Origin of the sequence: Pseudomonas sp. 1 R 17, assembly GCF_900067035.1 — a bacterium.
Taxonomy (GTDB): Bacteria; Pseudomonadota; Gammaproteobacteria; order Pseudomonadales; family Pseudomonadaceae; genus Aquipseudomonas; species Aquipseudomonas marginalis.
Genome location: NZ_FKLB01000069.1, coordinates 280,607 through 298,023 on the forward strand (window position 1 = coordinate 280,607; position 17,417 = coordinate 298,023).

Annotated in this window: 15 protein-coding genes; 6 read left to right on the forward strand and 9 right to left on the reverse strand. The window is 63.2% G+C overall.

The features are described from left to right. Positions 1-36 precede the first annotated feature (36 nt). From BFP99_RS30235 to BFP99_RS30275, 9 genes are all read right to left on the reverse strand, one after another. Complete coding sequence (locus BFP99_RS30235) at positions 37-2,373, reverse strand: putative bifunctional diguanylate cyclase/phosphodiesterase (RefSeq protein ID WP_065948893.1); 2,337 nt, start codon at positions 2,371-2,373, stop codon at positions 37-39. A 213-nt stretch (positions 2,374-2,586) separates the two neighbouring features. After that, positions 2,587-3,759: an ABC transporter substrate-binding protein gene (locus tag BFP99_RS30240; RefSeq protein WP_065926582.1), complete on the reverse strand. Its 1,173-nt coding sequence runs from the start codon at positions 3,757-3,759 to the stop codon at positions 2,587-2,589. After that, a complete protein-coding gene (locus tag BFP99_RS30245) occupies positions 3,756-4,730 on the reverse strand; it encodes a CobW family GTP-binding protein (RefSeq protein WP_065948894.1) in 975 nt (324 codons plus the stop codon). The genes BFP99_RS30240 and BFP99_RS30245 overlap by 4 nt, the downstream gene beginning before the upstream one ends. A gap of 111 nt (positions 4,731-4,841) precedes the next feature. Continuing rightward, positions 4,842-5,144 (reverse strand): hypothetical protein, encoded by a 303-nt coding sequence (locus BFP99_RS30250; protein WP_065948895.1) that lies wholly within the window; start codon positions 5,142-5,144, stop codon positions 4,842-4,844. Positions 5,145-5,157: 13 nt separating this feature from the next. Next, complete coding sequence (locus BFP99_RS30255; RefSeq protein WP_065948896.1) at positions 5,158-5,907, reverse strand: SDR family NAD(P)-dependent oxidoreductase; 750 nt, start codon at positions 5,905-5,907, stop codon at positions 5,158-5,160. Between the two features lie 139 nt (positions 5,908-6,046). Beyond that, entirely contained in the window at positions 6,047-6,808 is a 762-nt protein-coding gene (locus BFP99_RS30260; RefSeq protein WP_065926586.1) for an SDR family NAD(P)-dependent oxidoreductase, read from the reverse strand. Positions 6,809-6,818: 10 nt separating this feature from the next. Continuing rightward, a complete protein-coding gene (locus tag BFP99_RS30265) occupies positions 6,819-8,159 on the reverse strand; it encodes an MFS transporter (protein WP_065948897.1) in 1,341 nt (446 codons plus the stop codon). Between the two features lie 140 nt (positions 8,160-8,299). Further along, on the reverse strand, positions 8,300-9,178 hold the full coding sequence (locus tag BFP99_RS30270) for a polysaccharide deacetylase family protein (RefSeq protein WP_003234086.1): 879 nt from the start codon (positions 9,176-9,178) through the stop codon (positions 8,300-8,302). Positions 9,179-9,189: 11 nt separating this feature from the next. Beyond that, the gene (locus tag BFP99_RS30275; RefSeq protein ID WP_065948898.1) at positions 9,190-10,521 is read right to left on the reverse strand and encodes an amidase; all 1,332 of its coding nucleotides are present in this window, start codon (positions 10,519-10,521) and stop codon (positions 9,190-9,192) included. A 336-nt stretch (positions 10,522-10,857) separates the two neighbouring features. Between BFP99_RS30275 and BFP99_RS30280 the strand changes: the two genes are divergently transcribed. The 6 genes from BFP99_RS30280 (at position 10,858) to cmoB (ending at position 17,411) form a co-directional block, all read left to right on the forward strand. Continuing rightward, entirely contained in the window at positions 10,858-11,847 is a 990-nt protein-coding gene (locus BFP99_RS30280; protein WP_065926589.1) for a GntR family transcriptional regulator, read from the forward strand. Positions 11,848-11,967: 120 nt separating this feature from the next. Continuing rightward, on the forward strand, positions 11,968-14,388 hold the full coding sequence (gene lon, locus BFP99_RS30285) for an endopeptidase La (RefSeq protein ID WP_065926590.1): 2,421 nt from the start codon (positions 11,968-11,970) through the stop codon (positions 14,386-14,388). A 243-nt stretch (positions 14,389-14,631) separates the two neighbouring features. Continuing rightward, on the forward strand, positions 14,632-15,021 hold the full coding sequence (locus tag BFP99_RS30290) for a protease inhibitor I42 family protein (RefSeq protein ID WP_065948899.1): 390 nt from the start codon (positions 14,632-14,634) through the stop codon (positions 15,019-15,021). Position 15,022: 1 nt separating this feature from the next. After that, on the forward strand, positions 15,023-15,679 hold the full coding sequence (locus BFP99_RS30295) for a lysoplasmalogenase (protein WP_065926592.1): 657 nt from the start codon (positions 15,023-15,025) through the stop codon (positions 15,677-15,679). Between the two features lie 35 nt (positions 15,680-15,714). Then, the gene (cmoA, locus tag BFP99_RS30300; protein ID WP_065926593.1) at positions 15,715-16,458 is read left to right on the forward strand and encodes a carboxy-S-adenosyl-L-methionine synthase CmoA; all 744 of its coding nucleotides are present in this window, start codon (positions 15,715-15,717) and stop codon (positions 16,456-16,458) included. After that, on the forward strand, positions 16,455-17,411 hold the full coding sequence (gene cmoB, locus BFP99_RS30305; RefSeq protein ID WP_065926594.1) for a tRNA 5-methoxyuridine(34)/uridine 5-oxyacetic acid(34) synthase CmoB: 957 nt from the start codon (positions 16,455-16,457) through the stop codon (positions 17,409-17,411). The genes cmoA and cmoB overlap by 4 nt, the downstream gene beginning before the upstream one ends. Positions 17,412-17,417: the final 6 nt, after the last annotated feature.

Genomic DNA, 17,417 nt, shown 5'->3' on the forward strand with positions numbered 1-17,417 from the left:
TGTTTCACCCAGCCAAAACGGCATGGAATAGGTCAGTCACGGTGCCACCCGCTCACGCCGCATCCACCGCTCGAACGCCAGGGCATTCAACGGTCGGCTGATGAGATAGCCCTGGGCCGTGTCGCAGTTCCACTGTTTGAGCAACTTGAGACTAGGCTCGAACTCCACCCCTTCGGCCACCACCTTGAGCCCCAGGTTGTGGCTCATTTCGATGGTGGAGCGCACGATCACGCCGTCGCCCGTGGCGCTATCGAGGTTGCGCACGAACGACTGGTCGATCTTCAACTCCTGCACCGGCAGGCGCTGCAATTGCGCGAGTGAGGAGTAGCCGGTGCCGAAGTCATCCACCGACAGGCTGATGCCGCAGCCGCGCAGTTGCTCCAGCACGCTCAAGGCTTGTTGCGGGTTGTGCATGATCGCGCTTTCGGTGATCTCGAAAATCAGCTGCTGGGCGGGCACCTGGTAGTGCGCCAGCAAGGTGGTGACGCGGGTCGCCAGGTCATCATCGGCCAAGTCATCCACCGAGATGTTCACCGACAACTGAATGTGCATGCCGCGCTGCGACCACTCGCCGATCTGGCGGATGGCTTCTTCGATCACCCACAGGGTCAGGCCGCCCATGCTGCCGGTGCGCTCGGCCAGGGGGATGAATTCGGCGGGCGACACCAGCCCCAGGGTGGGATGCTGCCAGCGCAGCAGGGCTTCGGCCTGGCACACCTCGCCAAGCTTGAGGTCGAGCTTGGGCTGGTAGCACAGGTACAACTCGCCTTCGACGACGGCCCGGCGCAGGTCGCGGATCAGGGTGATCTGGCGCTGGTGGGCGAGGTCGCGGTCCTGCTGGTAGATCTGCAGATAACCCGGCAGCATCGCCGCATCGTGGCGGGCGATGGCGGCGCGACTGATCAACTCTTCCACCTGCTGGCCATCGGCGGGATAGGCGGCGATGCCGATGCTGACTTCGTGGCGCACTTCGTCATTGCCGATGCGCTGGGGCTCGGTGAGCAGTGCGTAGAGGCGGTCGGCGCGGGTCACTGCACGGTCGATCTCGGTGTTCTCCAGCAACAGCAGGAATTCGCTGCCGGTGATGCGCGCCGCGGTATCGCTGGCCAGAAGGCTCATGGACAAACACCGGCTGGCTTCACGCATCATCTCCTCCACGCCCTCGGGGCCGAAGCCTTCGTTGATCACCCGGTAGTTCTCGATGCCCAAGTACAGCAACACCACCGGCCGCCGCGCACTGATCGCGCTGCCCAGGCGCTCCATCGCCAGCGCCCGGTTGGGTAGACCGGTGAGTGGGTCGTGCAGGGCGTTGTGGGCCAGTTGCCGTTCGCGCACGGCGATGCCGCTTTGCATGGCGTTGAAGGCGCGTGCCAGCAAACCGAACTCATCCTGGCTGCGTACCCGCACCGGCGTGCGGTAATCACCGGCGCCGATGCGCCCCGCCGCCTCCACGAGGGCGTTGAGCGGGCGCGACACCCGCCGCGCCAGGAACAACGCGCCGGCCAACGACACCAGCAGCACCGCCAGGGCAATCCCGAGAAACTGCCGGTCCAGCGGCGCAAAGGATTCCAGCGCATGGTCCAGCGGGCTTTGCAGCAATACGCGCACGTCATCGCCGTCGCCGGTATTGGCCAATGGAAGCACGCGGCTGAGCACGCGCTGACCGTGGAACCCATGGATCTGTGCCTCAGGGTTGAGCGGAGCGTCGTGCAGCAGGCTGAGGGCGGTGGCCCGGTACGCGTCGGGCTGGGTGCTGAACAGCGGGCCGGGCGTGCCGTCCTGCACACTGAGAAACGACACTTCCAGGTTGCTCATGGAGCGCAGTTCATAGGCGAACAGTTGGTCCATGGCAAAGCCCATCACGATGCGCGCGATGGGCAACGGGTCGCGCACTTCATCCTGCACCAGCAGGTAAGGCCGCCCATCCAGGGCCACGATCACCATGTGCAGGCCATTGCGCCGCGCATGGCGCAAGGCGGCGTCATAGGGGAACGGCTGGCCGCGGGTGAGGATAGGGAGTGTGCTGACCATGACCTTGCCATCCAGGCCCAGCACAAACACGTCGCTGGAACGGATGCCGGTGCCGTGGCGACGCAGTGCCGCCAGGATCGGCGCGGGCTTGCCTCCGGCCACGGCCTGCTTGAACGGACCATCGCCGGCGAGCCAGTCGAGCCCGTATTGCAGGCGCCGCCCGCGCAGGTCCAGCAGACGCTCGAATACCTGGGTTCCGGTTTTCAGTTGGACTTGTGCCTGGTTCTCCACGGCACGGCGGGTGGCGCTCTTGACGGCGAAATAGGTGGCGGCGACCACCACCAGCAGCAACAGCGCCAACACCCCGGCGATGCGGGTTTGAAAGGTATGGCGCCATGTCATGGCAGTGCCCTCTGGCAGCGTTCGCCTCTCTCTGCCGCCGCGTCCCTTAGTCATGTGCAGTCCCTGCGCCCAAACCCGCCGTCAAAAAAACATCTATTTAGACTGGACATTTTGTTTTAGCAGAGTAGCTGGGACAGAGCAGAAGCGCACCGAATAAAACCGGGGATTTAACTGTCATTTTATTGGCGACAACCGCTTGGCCATACCCGCCTGTCAGCTGCGGGCGCGCATGAAGTCCCCCCAACGCCGCACCAGATAGTTGTGCTCATCCATGACCGAGTTCCACACCGCAATATGCCCCATGCGCTGCTCATAGGAGCCGCCATCGCGCACCTCGCCGATATCGATCAACGGCAACCCATCACTGCCGAGCAGCTCCTCCCGCGCAGGCTTGCCGGCGTACCAGTAATCCCACTCGGCACTGCTCAGGTGATCACGGCTGCGCGCCGGGTTGCCGATGTAGTAACCCTGGCGCGCCATCACCGCGCCCGGCCAGCCGGACAACCACCAATTGAGGTACGCGTAGGCCGCGTCCAGCACCGGCCCCTGGGCATGGCGCGACAATGACAAGCCGCCGAACCAGGCGCGATAGCCTTCGCGGGGCACCGCCAGGCGGTATTTCACCCCGGCGCGGTGCAGGCGCATCAAGGTTGGCGACCACAGGCTCTGGATATCGATGCTCGGGCTGAGCATCAGTTGCGCCGCCTCTTCATCGTCGGACCAAAACGCAGCGAAATGCCCTTCCTTCTGCTTGCGCACCAGAATATCGGCGAGCACGTCGATCTCTTCGATGCTCATATTGCCTATGTCGTTGAAGCGCGCCAGCCCCGCGCCCTGTACCGCCAGCGCCGCATCCAGTGCACCGATGGCGGCGTCGCTTTGCAGTGCCGTGCGGGCACGCCAGGCCGGGTCCAGCAGCCAGCCCCAGCTTTCGTTGCCGTGGCAAAAACCCTCGGGCAGGCGCTCGGGGCGGTAGGCAAAACTGTCCGCATTGTGGGTAAGGGGCAGCATGCTGATGCGTTCGGTGACGGTGCTGCCCAGGCTGCCATCGTGCTGCACGAACAACCGCTCACTGGGCACACTGCCGCTGCCCAGCCGGTCGTTGGGTGACAGGCGACCGCGCTTGGGCAAGTCGTTGATCTCGTGCCACAGCGCGATGCGCCGCGTGTCAATGGGCTGGATCGCCCGGGCCGGCCACACGAAGTCGACGTTGTGAAACCATTGGTCGTACAGGTCGTAGCTGTCGGGCTGCATCACTGCGATGCGCTGGGCCTGTTCCACATCGTGCACCTGGTACACGAGGCGAATCCCCAGTTCCTGTTCGGCGCGCACGCGCAGGCATTCGAGCAAAGTGACCGAGGTGCCGAGCACTCGTAAGGTGATCATTCGGCGAACCGCCGCGAGAACACCTCAAACGAGCGCTGCAGCAGCGCGGGGTCCAGGCCACGCAGGATAAACACCAGCCGCGATTGCCGCTCGGTGCCTGGCCACGTGGGCAGATGGACCGGGGCATGCAGGCAATGCTGCACGCCATGAATGACGATGGGGGCGTTACTGGCGTTCACGTTGAGCAGTCCTTTGACGCGAAGGATTCGTTCGCCGTGGCATCTTAACAGCATCGACAACCACACCCCGAAGCCGACCCAGTCCAGCGGCTGGTCAAAGGTCATACTGCACACTTGGGCCGCCCCATGGCTGGCGCTGGTGGTCTGGTGCAATTGCCAGCGGCTGACTTCCAGGGCGGGTTCGGCACTGCGCAGGCCTTCGCCGAGCAACAGTTGGTCGCCACTGTGGATAGCGTGGGTATCGAGGATCGGCGTACCGGCGTTGAGCGCCTGCAGGTGCGCACGCAGCGGTTCGCAGTCATCCACAAGATCAGTCTTGCTCAGCAGCAAACGGTCTGCGGCCGCAACCTGGGCCAGCCATTCCGGGTGCAGGCGTTCCTGCAACGCGGCGTGGCTGGCGTCGACCAGCGTCACCACCAGGCCGATATGAAAACGCCCGCGCAGTTGCACATCGTTGTTCAAGGTAGCGAGGATCGGGGCCGGGTCGGCCAGGCCGGTGGTCTCGAGGATCACCCGTTTGAACGCAGGAATTTCGCCACGCTCGCGGCGTTGCAACAGGCCGAGCAACGCGTCCTTGAGCTCGCCACGGATGGAGCAGCAAATGCATCCGCTGGGCAGCAGCACAGTGTTCGGCGCGACTTCTTCCACCAGCAGATGGTCGATGCCGATATCGCCGAATTCGTTGATCAGCAACGCGGTGTCGCCAAGGCTTTCGCCTTGCAGCAGGCGCTGGAGCAAGGTGGTCTTGCCACTGCCGAGGAAGCCGGTGATCACATTTAGAGCAATGCTCATATTTACCTCCACGCCCGGTAGGAGCGAGCTTGCTCGCGAAAAACCCGAGAGCGCCACGTACATCCAGACAACACGCGTTATCGTTGACGTTTTTCGCGAGCAAGCTCGCTCCTACAGTGGGGTGTTTTCCAGGTGGTCAAGCAGACGCGGATCAAGGGGATCCAGCGGCCGGCCGAGCATGGTTTCAGCTGCCTGCCACAGTTGATCCAAGCCGCTCGCCAGTGCCTGTTTACCGGTGGCGCCCACCAGCAGATAAGACGCACCCTGGAAGTCTTCGACCTTGAGCCGGAACACCGCCAGCACTTGGTTGATCGCGGCGATACGGCGCAGGCGTTCGCGGCGCCGGGGTAGTTCATCACCCAAGGGGTCGCTCCAGTGCAGGTCTTCGCCGAGCAATCCGCAGAGTCCGCACATGGCTACACCCCGCTCATGGCATGACATCGCCGGAGTTCGGGCCCAGCGTCTGGCCGACGAACAGGTTGCCGCCCGGTTCACTGGCCAGCAGCACGGCGGTGGGCGCCACTTCGTCTGCCAGGCCGAAGCGCCCCAAGGGCAGCTCCTTGGCCTTGGCGCGCTTCCAATCGTCGCTGATACCGCCCACTAACGGCGTCTCGATCGGTCCGGGGGCGATGGCATTGACCAGCACATTGTCCTTGGCCACCTCCAACGCCAGGGACTTGGTAAAACCGATCACTCCAGCCTTGGCGGCAGCGTAGTGAGTCAGTTCGGCGCCGCCCTTGATACCCAGTTGCGAAGCCACGTTGATGATCCGTCCCCAACGCTGCGCGAGCATATGGGGCAAGGCACGTTGGCTGGCGACGAACACGCTGGTGAGGTCGACGCGCAGCATGTCGTTCCACATTTCGATGGACAGGTCGACGCAACGCGCCTGGGTGAGCATCCCGGCATTGTTGACCAGGATATCGATGCCGCCGAAGTGGTCGACGCAACGGTCGACACTGGCCTGGGCGCCTTCGACCGTGCCCACATCGGCCACGCACTCGACCACCTCGGCGCCCAGGTTACGGCAGGCGGTCGCGGTTTCGGCGAGGCTGGCGGAGTTGCGGTCGGCCAATAACAGGCGCGCGCCTTCAACGGCATAGGCGCGGGCGATGGCGGCACCGATGCCGCTGCCGGCGCCGGTGATCACGGCGCGGCGGTCAGTCAGTTGGAACATGTTAAATCTCCTGAAGCAAACACAGTTTCAATGTGGGAGGGGGCTTGCTCCCGATAGTGGTGGTTCAGTTAGAACTGCTGTGACTGACCCACCGCTATCGGGAGCAAGCCCCCTCCCACATTTGGATCGAGTACACCAGTCAGTCGGGCCAGCGTACGGTCAGGCCGCCGTCGATAACGATGCTCTGCCCGGTCAAATAGCTCGACGCTTCACTGGTCAAGAACTGCACCAGCGACGCCACTTCATCCGCGCGCCCTACCCGCCCCAACGGAATCGCCCGCGCCGCTTTTGCCAGACCTTCCGGACCCAGCGAGTTCTTCGCATCCAGCGACTGCGGCGTCTCGATCAACCCCGGGATCACCGCATTGCAGCGAATGCCCAGGGGCGCCAATTCCACCGCCAGCGAACGGCACAACCCCGGCACACCGGCCTTGGCCGCAGCGTAATGGCTGTGGTCGTGCCAGCCATACACGCCGCCGGCAATCGAAGAAATCGCCACCAGCGCGCCGCCTTCGTTCATATGCCGCGTCGCCGCGCGGAAGGTGCGCATCACCCCGGTCAGGTCGACATTGAGCATCTCGTTCCATAACTCGTCGGTCATTTCCAGCAGCGGCGCACGGCGCAGCAAACCGGCGTTGGCCACCGCGTAATCCAGCCGACCGAAATGCTGTACCGCCTGTTCGGCGAGGGCGTCCACCGAGACGGTATCGCCCACGTCCAGCGGCAACATCAGGCACTCGCCCCCCGCCTCTTCCACCAACGACACGGTGGTGCCCGGGTCGTGGGGATCGGCCGGGTAATACCCGCCCACCACCGCCACGCCACAACGTGCATAGGCCACGGCGAGGGCTTGGCCGATGCCACTGGCGGCGCCGGTAATCAAGGCAACTTTACGGCTCATCGAACTCTCCTTACTGAACGGTTTCCGGACGCACATGGCGGGCGGCAAACATCAGGGCGCCGGACAAGAAGCACGGCAGCGCGCCGAACCACAGCGCGGCGGTCTGCCAGTCACTGCCGGCGGACAACACCTGGGTCGCACCAAAGCCCGCGACTACGGCACCAATCGGGCCCATGGCATGGATGATCGCGCCGCCGGTGGCGCGGATGCTGGTGGGGAAACTTTCACTGATAAAGAACAGCGCCGCCGAGTACGGCCCGATCAGGAAGAACAGGCCCAGGCTGTACAACCCGACCACCATCGGCATATTGCTTGGGCCAAACAGCATGCCGGCAAACGCCAGGCCGCCGAGCATCCAACCCAGGCCGATCACATTGCGACGGCCGATCTTGTCGCCCATCCAGCCGTGGCTGAGGTAGCCGCAGTAACCCACCAGGTTGGACAGCACGAGGATGATCAGCGAGTTCTCGAACGAGATGTGGTGCACGCTGACGATCACCGAGGTGCCGAGCACGCTGAACACCTGGATCGCTGCCCAGTTGAGCAGCAGCGCAGCGCCGATCACCAGGGTGGCGCGACGGGCCGGGCCACGGAAGGCCGCCTTGAGGCCGGCCTTGCTGTGTTCGTCGTAGTCCACACCGTAGGTCACGGCAACGTTTTGCGCTTCGGTCACCGCACCGCTTTTACGCAGTTGGCTGATGCGCTGGTGGATCTGGAACTGCGGGCTCTCCTTGAGCTTGCGCGCCATGATCGCGATCACCACCGCCGGGATCGCGGCGAAGATGAAGCAACCCTGCCAGCCGATGATCGGCAGCAACAGCGCGGTCAAGCCGGCGGCGATCAACGCACCGACCGGCCAGCCGCCCTGCACGAGGCTGTAGATGAAACCGCGGCGCTTGGTCAGTCGCGGGTCTTCCGAGGCGCCATACAGCTCGGTCAAATAGGTGGCGTTGACGGTTTCTTCGGCATACCCCAGGCCGCCCAGCGAACGAATCAGAATCAGCGGCGACTTGCCCCACGCCCCGCCAATGGCGGTCAGCGCCGAGCACAGTGCGGAACCGGCCACGGTGAAAATAATCCCTTTGCGCCGCCCCAGCTTGTCGACGATCGGCCCGATGGCCAAGGCAACCACGGCGGTACCCACCGCCACCCAGGTCGCGATTTCAGCCTGCTCCACTTCACCCCAGCCGAAGTGTCGGCCTATCTCCGGCAGCAAAGTGCCGAACAGGATGAAGTCGTACACCGCAAACACCCAGGCGAAAAACGCGATCCAGGTGGCGAAGCGCACTTCCTGGGACGTCAGTTGCCGGGGTTTCCAGCCAGTCAGGTCAAGCTTGTTGTAGATGGACATAATCGCGCCTCGGGAGGTGGAGTGGGCTTTCTGTAGGAGCGTGCTTGCTCGCGAAAATCGTCAACGATGACGCGGGCATCCTGAATGCACGCGGTGCTCTCAGGCTTTTCGCGAGCAAGCTCGCTCCTACAGGGTTGGGATCAGGTACGCGGTTGGCGGCGGATAAAGTCGTCGGCGATTTCGTCGAAGGTGACGAAGCGCACGCCGGCATGGCTCTGGATGTGTTCGATCAAGCGTTCAAGCATCAGCAGCACTTGCGGGCGGCCGGACACGTCGGGATGGATGGTCATGGTGAATACCGCGTGTTCGTGCTCGCGGTAGACCCAGTCGAACTGGTCGCGCCACATTTCTTCGAGGTGGCGCGGGTTGACGAAGCCGTGGCTGTTGGGGGCTTTCTTGATGAACATCATCGGCGGCAGGTCGTCGAGGTACCAGTTGGCCGGGATCTCCACCAGATCGGTTTCTTCGCCGCGCACCAGGGGTTTCATCCAGGTGTCGGGGTGCTGGCTGTAGTCGATCTTGGTCCAGCTGTCGCCCTTGCGCACGTAGTAGGGGTGGAAGTCGTTGTGCATCAGGCTGTGGTCGTACTTGATGCCTTTTTTCAGCAACAGCTCGTTGGTGACCTTGCTGAATTCCCACCACGGCGCGACGTAGCCGGTGGGGCGTTTGCCGGTGACTTGGGTGATCAACTCGATGGATTTATCGAGGACGATTTCTTCCTGCTCGGCGGTCATCGCAATCGGGTTTTCGTGGCTGTAGCCATGCACGCCGATTTCGTGGCCGGCGTCGGCCACGGCCTTCATCTGCTCGGGGAAGGTTTCCATCGAGTGGCCGGGGATAAACCAGGTGGTGCGCAGGCCGTAGCGCTCGAACAGTTTGAGCAGGCGCGGCGCACCGATTTCACCGGCGAACAGGCCGCGGGAGATGTCGTCGGGCGAGTCTTCGCCGCCATAGGAACCGAGCCAGCCGGCGACGGCGTCGACGTCGACGCCAAATGCACAGAGGATGTCTTTAGCCATGGTGTGTCTCCTTAAAAGTTAAGTACGGACTCGACGGACAAGGCCGCGCGCAACAGCCGCGCGTCTTCTCCGCTCGGGGCGCTCAGCAGCAGCCCGGTGGGCAGGCCCTGGGCATCGCGGCCACTGGGTAAGCTGACGCCTGGCATGTCGAGAAAGCTGCCGGGCATGGTCAGGCGCAGGGTGGCGAGGTTGGTTTTGACGAACAGTTCGTCGTCGGCCTCAAGCGGTGCCAACGCCGGGGCGACATGGGCGACGGTGGGGGTGATCAGGATCGCGCCGTCAAGCGCGTCGAGCAGTTGCTGTTGCAGGCGACGGCGTGCGTCGGTCAGGTGGATCAACTGGCTGGCCGGCAATGCGCGCGCGGCTTCAAGGCGGCGGCGCACACGGGGGTCGAGGTGTTCGGCGTCAACACTGTCGAGCAGGTCCTGGTGCAGGGCGAAGGCTTCGAACGCGCCGAGCCAGCCTTGGTGCTTGATCAGGTCCAGGGTGGCCTGGAACGGGGTGCTTTCACGCTCTTCAATCAGCGCACCGTCCGCCTTCAGTCGCTCAACGGCGCGCAGCAGGTTGTTGCGCACGGCAGGCTCCACGTCAGCCAGCACACCTTGTTCCAACACAAAACGCTGCCCTTTCAGGCGACGGGCACTGTGCTGCCGGGCACGGCCATGGAGCAGGTCGTCGATGGCCAAGGCATCGCGCACGCTGCAGGTCAACGGGCCAAGGCTGTCGAGGGAACGGGCCAGGGGAAACACACCGTCGCGGCTGTAGCGTCGGCTGCTGCTGCGGTACCCCACCAGGCCGTTGAGCGCTGCCGGAATGCGGATGGAGCCTGCGGTGTCGGTGCCCATGGCGATCGGCACGATACCGGCCGCAACCGCCACCGCCGACCCGGACGACGAGCCGCCGGGAATGCGCGCCTGGTCCGTGCCATGGGGATTGTGCGGCGTGCCGAAATGCGGGTTCAGGCCCAAACCGGAATAGGCGAGTTCGCTGAGGTTGGTCTTGCCGACGCTGACCATCCCGGCACGGCACAACAGGCCCACGCTGGGGGCGTCGAGCAACGCGGCGGGCGCAGTACGGCGGTAAGCGGCGCCGGCGGTGGTGATGCTGCCGGCTACGTCGAACAGGTCTTTCCAGGCCAGGGGCACGCCATCGAACACGCTCAAGGGCTGGCCGGCACGCCACCGGGCGGCGGACGCTTCGGCTTCACGGCGGGCGCGCTCGGCCGTCAGGGCAATAAATACGCTGGTCGAGCGGCTCGCTTGATCGAGTGCCTGCTCAAGGACTTGCACCGGGTCGCTGCGACCGCTGGCGAAATCCTCGGCCAGTGAAGTGGCGTCTGACATCAGGGAAACCTCATAAAACGTACATATTAATAAAATGTACATTTTACAAAGGCAGCTTTCGTGCCAGTCTCTGCGTAGCGCTCTTGGCGCGATTACGCATTCTTACCCAGAGCTACAGGATAGATGGTGTTGATCGATGGAAAAAAATCTTGCGCCACGGTTACGAAGCGTCCTCAATGAAATAATGTATCTTTTATTAATAAGTACATTTTGGTGCAGAAAAGTAACATTCCTACATTCAAGGCCCCAAAAAAGTGCCACCGACGTGGCGCAGAGTGACAGGCGCAACTTATGAGAGAATCCCCGGCCATCGTCCTACATGCCTTTGAGAAATCGATGAAAGCAGTGTCCGCCTCGGCCTCCCGTTACGCGATGATTCACCAGGTGTTGCGCGACGCGATCGTCAATGGCACCGCCCGCCATGGCCTGGTATTGCTGGAAGCGCCCCTGGCCGAGCTGTTCGGCACCAGCCGCGTGCCGGTGCGCAAGGCGCTGGACCTGCTGCACGCTGAGGGCTTGATCTGCCGTTTCAACGGCCGGGGCTACCTGATCAACCCCGACGGCCTGGCCATGGAGCCGTTGCGCCTGCCCTTGAGCCATGGGCACCTGGGCCTCAATGGCGAGGCCGAACTGGTGGACACCCGGCCGCTGGGCGAGCGCATCGTCGAGGAAATCGGCGCGGCGCTGTCCACCTGTATCGCCTTTGGCCATTACCGCCTGGATGAGCAAGCCGCCGCCGACCACTACGGCGTCAGCCGCGCGGTGGTGCGTGAAGCGCTGATGCGCCTGCGCGACCGCGGCCTGGTGGAAAAAGAGCCCTATTCCCAATGGCTGGCGGGGCCCTTGACCGCGCGGGAAGTCACCGAAGATTACGAACTGCGCGCCTGCCTGGAACCCGAAGCCCTGCGCCAGAGTGCCCCGAACCTCGACCGCGACATGCTGGAAGCCATGCTGCAGCGCGTGCTGGATGCCCAGGACAGCCCCCAGTGCAGCCTGGAAGCCATCGAGCAGATCGAAGAGGACCTGCACCAGCGCTGCCTGGCCGGCCTGCAAAACCGCAAGATTGCCGCGCTGATTCGCCAGGGCCAGAGCCCGATGATCATCAGCCGGATTTTTTACCGATTGCTGGGGATCGGCGCTGATCCGGCGATGCTTGCCGAACATCGATTGATTCTGGAGCTGCTGCTGCATGGCGCATTCGATGCGGCGGCGTTGAACCTGCGCGAGCATTTGCAGCGGGCGCGGCAGCGGATGTTGCAGCGCCTGAAAGTGCTCTCGGTGCTGCCAGAACAGCCACTCCCCGCCTACCTCCACAAAATCAGTTGACCCATATTGACCAATGTCGCCGCAGTAATTTCCTGCAATATGTTGCTATCTCACCCCCACCATTGAAACCACTGCTGCCCCGCCCCATCTAAGCTGCATACTTCCTTATGCAGGTGCCCCATGAGCGACCAGCAAGAATTCCCTGATTACGACCTCAACGATTACGCCGACCCCGAAAACGCTGAAACCCCTTCGTCCAATACCGGCCTGGCCCTGCCTGGGCAAAACCTGCCGGACAAGGTCTACATCATCCCGATCCACAATCGGCCGTTCTTCCCGGCGCAAGTGCTGCCGGTGATCGTCAACGAAGAGCCGTGGGCCGAGACCCTGGAGCTGGTGAGCAAATCCGACCATCACTCCCTGGCCCTGTTCTTCATGGACACGCCGCCGGAAGATCCACGCCATTTCGACACCTCCGCCCTGCCGCTGTACGGCACCCTGGTGAAGGTGCACCACGCCAGCCGCGAGAACGGCAAGCTGCAATTCGTCGCCCAGGGCCTGACCCGCGTGCGGATCAAGACCTGGCTCAAGCACCACCGCCCACCGTACCTGGTGGAAGTGGAATACCCGCACCAGCCGAGCGAGCCGACCGACGAGGTCAAGGCCTACGGCATGGCGCTGATCAATGCGATCAAGGAACTGCTGCCGCTCAACCCGCTGTACAGCGAAGAGCTGAAGAACTACCTCAACCGCTTCAGCCCCAACGACCCGTCGCCCCTCACCGACTTCGCCGCCGCGCTGACCTCGGCCACAGGCAATGAGCTGCAGGAAGTGCTGGACTGCGTGCCGATGCTCAAGCGCATGGAAAAAGTCCTGCCGATGCTGCGCAAGGAGGTGGAAGTCGCGCGCCTGCAAAAAGAACTCTCCGCCGAGGTGAACCGCAAGATCGGCGAACACCAGCGCGAGTTCTTCCTTAAGGAACAGCTCAAGGTCATCCAGCAGGAACTGGGCCTGACCAAGGACGACCGCAGCGCCGACGTCGAACAGTTCGAGCAACGCCTGGAAGGCAAGGTGCTGCCGGCCCAGGCGAAAAAACGTATCGATGAAGAACTGAACAAACTGTCGATCCTCGAAACCGGCTCGCCGGAATACGCCGTCACGCGCAATTACCTGGACTGGGCCACCTCGGTGCCCTGGGGCGTGTATGGCGAGGACAAACTCGACCTCAAGCACGCACGCAAGGTGCTGGACAAGCACCATGCCGGCCTGGATGACATCAAGAGCCGCATCCTCGAGTTCCTCGCGGTGGGCGCCTATAAAGGCGAGGTCGCTGGCTCCATCGTGCTGCTGGTGGGCCCGCCGGGCGTGGGCAAGACCAGCGTGGGCAAGTCCATCGCCGAGTCCCTCGGGCGGCCGTTCTATCGCTTCAGCGTCGGCGGCATGCGCGACGAGGCCGAGATCAAGGGCCATCGCCGCACCTACATCGGCGCCCTGCCGGGCAAGCTGGTGCAGGCGCTCAAGGATGTGGAAGTGATGAACCCGGTGATCATGCTCGACGAGATCGACAAGATGGGCCAGAGCTTCCAGGGCGATCCGGCTTCGGCACTCCTGGAAACCCTCGACCCGGAGCAGAACGTCGAATTCCTCGACCACTACCTGGACCTGCGCCTGGACCTGTCCAAGGTGCTGTTCGTGTGCACCGCCAACACCCTGGACTCGATTCCCGGCCCGCTGCTGGACCGTATGGAAGTGATTCGCCTGTCGGGCTATATCACCGAAGAAAAAGTCGCCATCGCCAAACGCCACCTGTGGCCAAAACAGCTGGAAAAAGCCGGCGTTTCGAAAAACAGCCTGAGCATCAGTGACGGCGCCCTGCGCGCACTGATCGACGGGTACGCCCGTGAAGCCGGGGTGCGCCAGCTGGAGAAACAACTGGGCAAACTGGTGCGCAAGGCGGTGGTCAAGCTGCTGGACGAACCGAACTCGGTGATCAAGATCGGCAACAAGGACCTGGAAAGCTCCCTCGGCATGCCGGTGTTCCGCAACGAACAGGTGCTGTCGGGTACCGGCGTGATCACCGGCCTGGCCTGGACCAGCATGGGTGGCGCGACCCTGCCGATCGAGGCGACCCGTATCCACACCCTCAATCGCGGCTTCAAGCTCACCGGGCAGCTGGGTGAGGTGATGAAAGAGTCCGCCGAAATCGCCTACAGCTACATCAGCTCCAACCTGAAGTCGTTTGGCGGCGATCCGAAGTTCTTCGACGAAGCCTTCGTGCACTTGCACGTACCGGAAGGCGCCACGCCGAAGGACGGCCCGAGCGCCGGGGTGACCATGGCCAGCGCGCTGCTGTCCCTGGCGCGCAATCAAGCGCCGAAAAAAGGCGTGGCCATGACCGGCGAACTGACGTTGACCGGGCATGTGCTGCCGATTGGCGGGGTACGCGAGAAGGTGATTGCGGCGCGCCGCCAGAAGATTCACGAGCTGATTTTGCCGGAGCCCAATCGCGGCAGTTTTGAAGAGTTGCCGGAGTACCTGAAGGAAGGCATGACCGTGCACTTTGCCAAGCGCTTTGCGGATGTGGCGAAGGTGCTCTTCTGATACCTCATTAGCCCGAGTGGGCCCCTGTGGTGAGCAGGCTTGCCCTGCGTTGGGCTGCGCAGCAGCCCCGAAACTGACGACCCTGTTCTTTCAGAAAGAATGGGGGTCTTTTTAAGAGGGGCTGCTTCGCAGCCCAACGCAGGGCAAGCCTGCTCGCCACAAACGGCACCCGGCAGCCCTCTTGTCACACCTTGTCTCATCTTCGGTTATGCTCGGTCTTCGTCGCCAAACAACGGAGCCCCCATGATCGCCGCCCGCCTGCTTCTCCCCCTGAGCCTTTGCCTGCTCGCCGCCTGCGCCAGTGCGCCGAAGCAAAACGTCACCGTGGACAACCAGAGCGCCTGCCCGCTGCAACTCAAGACCGGGCAAAACCTGATCCTCACCCTGCCGAGCAACCCCACCACCGGCTACCGCTGGGCCATCCAGGATTCCGCCGGCGGCGTATTGCGGGCCCGGGGCCCCGAGGTGTACAGCAGCTCGGAATCCGGTGTAATCGGCGGCGGCGGCCAGTCCACCTGGCGCTTCCAGGCATTCACGGCCGGCCAGGGTCGTTTGCGCCTGACCTCCCAGCAACCCTGGGAACCGGAAGCCGAGCCCGCAGAGACCTTCGATTGCGCCATTACGGTGAACTGATATGCCATGGCTGATTCTTGCGTTGATGGGCGCAGGCACCTTTATCTACGGCCTGAGCACCCATGCCACGTTGCTGTGCCTGCTGGTCAAGCCGCTGCCGGTGCTGGCGCTGCTGGGTTGGCTGCATGATGCGCCGCCGACCGACTATCGACGCTGGATCAGCCTCGGGCTGATTTTTTCCCTGGTCGGCGATGTATTGCTGGCCTGGCCGGGCGACCTGTTTATCTTCGGCCTCGGCGCTTTCCTGTGTGCCCACCTGGCCTATCTCAGAGCCTATTTCAGCGACTGCCGCCGTCTGGCGCTGCTGCCGTTGGCGTTGGCGCTGGGCGTGGGCGCGATCCTGCTGGGCATCCTGATCTCCCACGGTCTTGGCGAACTGCTGGTACCGGTGGTGATTTACGCACTGGTGATCAGCGCCATGCTCTGGCGCGCGCTGGCACGTGTGGGCAGCGATGTACCGAAACGCTCGGCGCTGCTGGCGGCGGCGGGCGCGGTGTCGTTTGTGTTTTCCGACACGCTGATCGGCATCAATCGGTTTGTGCTGTCATTCGACGCCGCGCCGTATTTGTTGATCGTCACCTACTGGCTCGGACAGTGGGGCATCACCGCCTCGGCTTTCCATCAGACAACCCGCGCACACGAGGGCCAACTTGGCTAAAATGCCGGCCTTTCCCCTTCGTCGCCGGAACAACCGTGAGCAAAGAACCCGATCGCCTATTCGCCCAGCCCCTGCCCCAGGTGCCGGACTTCGCCTTTAACGAGGACGTGGTGCGGGTGTTCCCGGACATGATCAAGCGTTCGGTGCCCGGTTACCCGACGATTGTCGAAAACCTCGGCGTGCTTGCAGCGCAGTTTGCCCAACCACACAGCGTGCTCTACGACCTGGGCTCGTCCCTGGGAGCGGTGACCCAGGCCTTGCGCCGTCATGTGCGCACCGACGGTTGCCGCGTGATCGCGGTGGATAACTCGGCGGCCATGGTCGAGCGCTGCCGCGAATACCTCAATGGCCAGGACTCGATGTTCCAGGAGCTGCTGCCGGTCGAGGTGATCGACGGCGACATCCTCGCGCTGCAGTTCCAACCGGCCTCGGTGGTGGCGTTGAACTTCACCCTGCAATTTATCGCCCCGGATGAGCGCCTGGCGTTACTCGGGCGTATCCGCCAGTCGTTATTGCCCGGCGGCGCACTGATCCTTTCGGAAAAGCTGCGCTTCAACGACCTGGAAGAACATGCGCTGCTCACCGACCTGCATATCGCGTTCAAACGCGCCAACGGCTACAGCGAACTGGAAATCGCCCAGAAGCGCAGCGCCATCGAAAACGTCATGAAGCCCGACAGCCTCGAAGAACACCGCGAACGCCTGCTGGCGGCCGGGTTTTCGAAAGTCGTGCCGTGGTTCCAGTGTCTTAACTTTGCCTCGTTGATTGCCTTGCCATGATTGATCTGTCCCCCCTCGCCCGCCATCTGGTCGGTACCCCCCTGGCTGTATGGGCCCAAGGCCTGCAAGCGCAGCTCGATAGCAAGATGGAAAAGGGTCATGGCGACCTGGAGCGTTGGCAGAGTGCCCTGGACGCGCTGCCCAAGATCCAGCCCAGTGAAGTCGACTTGCTCAATGGCCTGGTGCTGGACACCGATTGCGACGACGCCACCCGCGCGCAGATGCACACCGCGCTGATGGGCTTGAGCCCGTGGCGCAAGGGCCCGTTCCACCTGTTCGGCGTGCATGTGGACACCGAATGGCGCTCGGACTGGAAGTGGTCGCGTGTGGCCCCGCACCTGGACCTGAAGGGCAAGCGTATTCTCGATGTCGGTTGCGGCAACGGTTACTACATGTGGCGCATGCTCGGCGCCGGGGCCGACAGCGTGATTGGCGTCGACCCGAACTGGCTGTTCTTCTGCCAGTTCCAGGCCGTACAGCGTTACCTGTCCGAACCCAAGGCCTGGCACCTACCGTTCCCGTTTGAAGACCTGCCGGCGAACCTGGAAGGCTTCGACACGGTGTTTTCCATGGGGGTGTTCTATCACCGCCGCTCGCCGATCGAGCATTTGCTGGCGCTGAAGGACACCTTGGTCAAGGGCGGCGAACTGGTCCTGGAAACCTTGGTGGTGGAAGGCGACCAGCAACAGGTGCTGGTGCCGGAAGACCGTTATGCGCAGATGCGTAATGTGTGGTTCCTGCCCTCAGTGCCGGCGTTGATGCTGTGGCTGCGGCGTGCCGGGTTCAGTGATGTGAGGTGCGTGGATGTGAGCGTGACCACGGTGGAGGAACAGCGCGGGACGGCGTGGATGAAGTATCAGTCCCTCAGCGACTTCCTCGATCCACAGGATCACTGCAAGACGATTGAAGGGCTGCCGGCGCCGATGCGGGCGGTGATCATCGCTAAAAAGTAAGCCCCC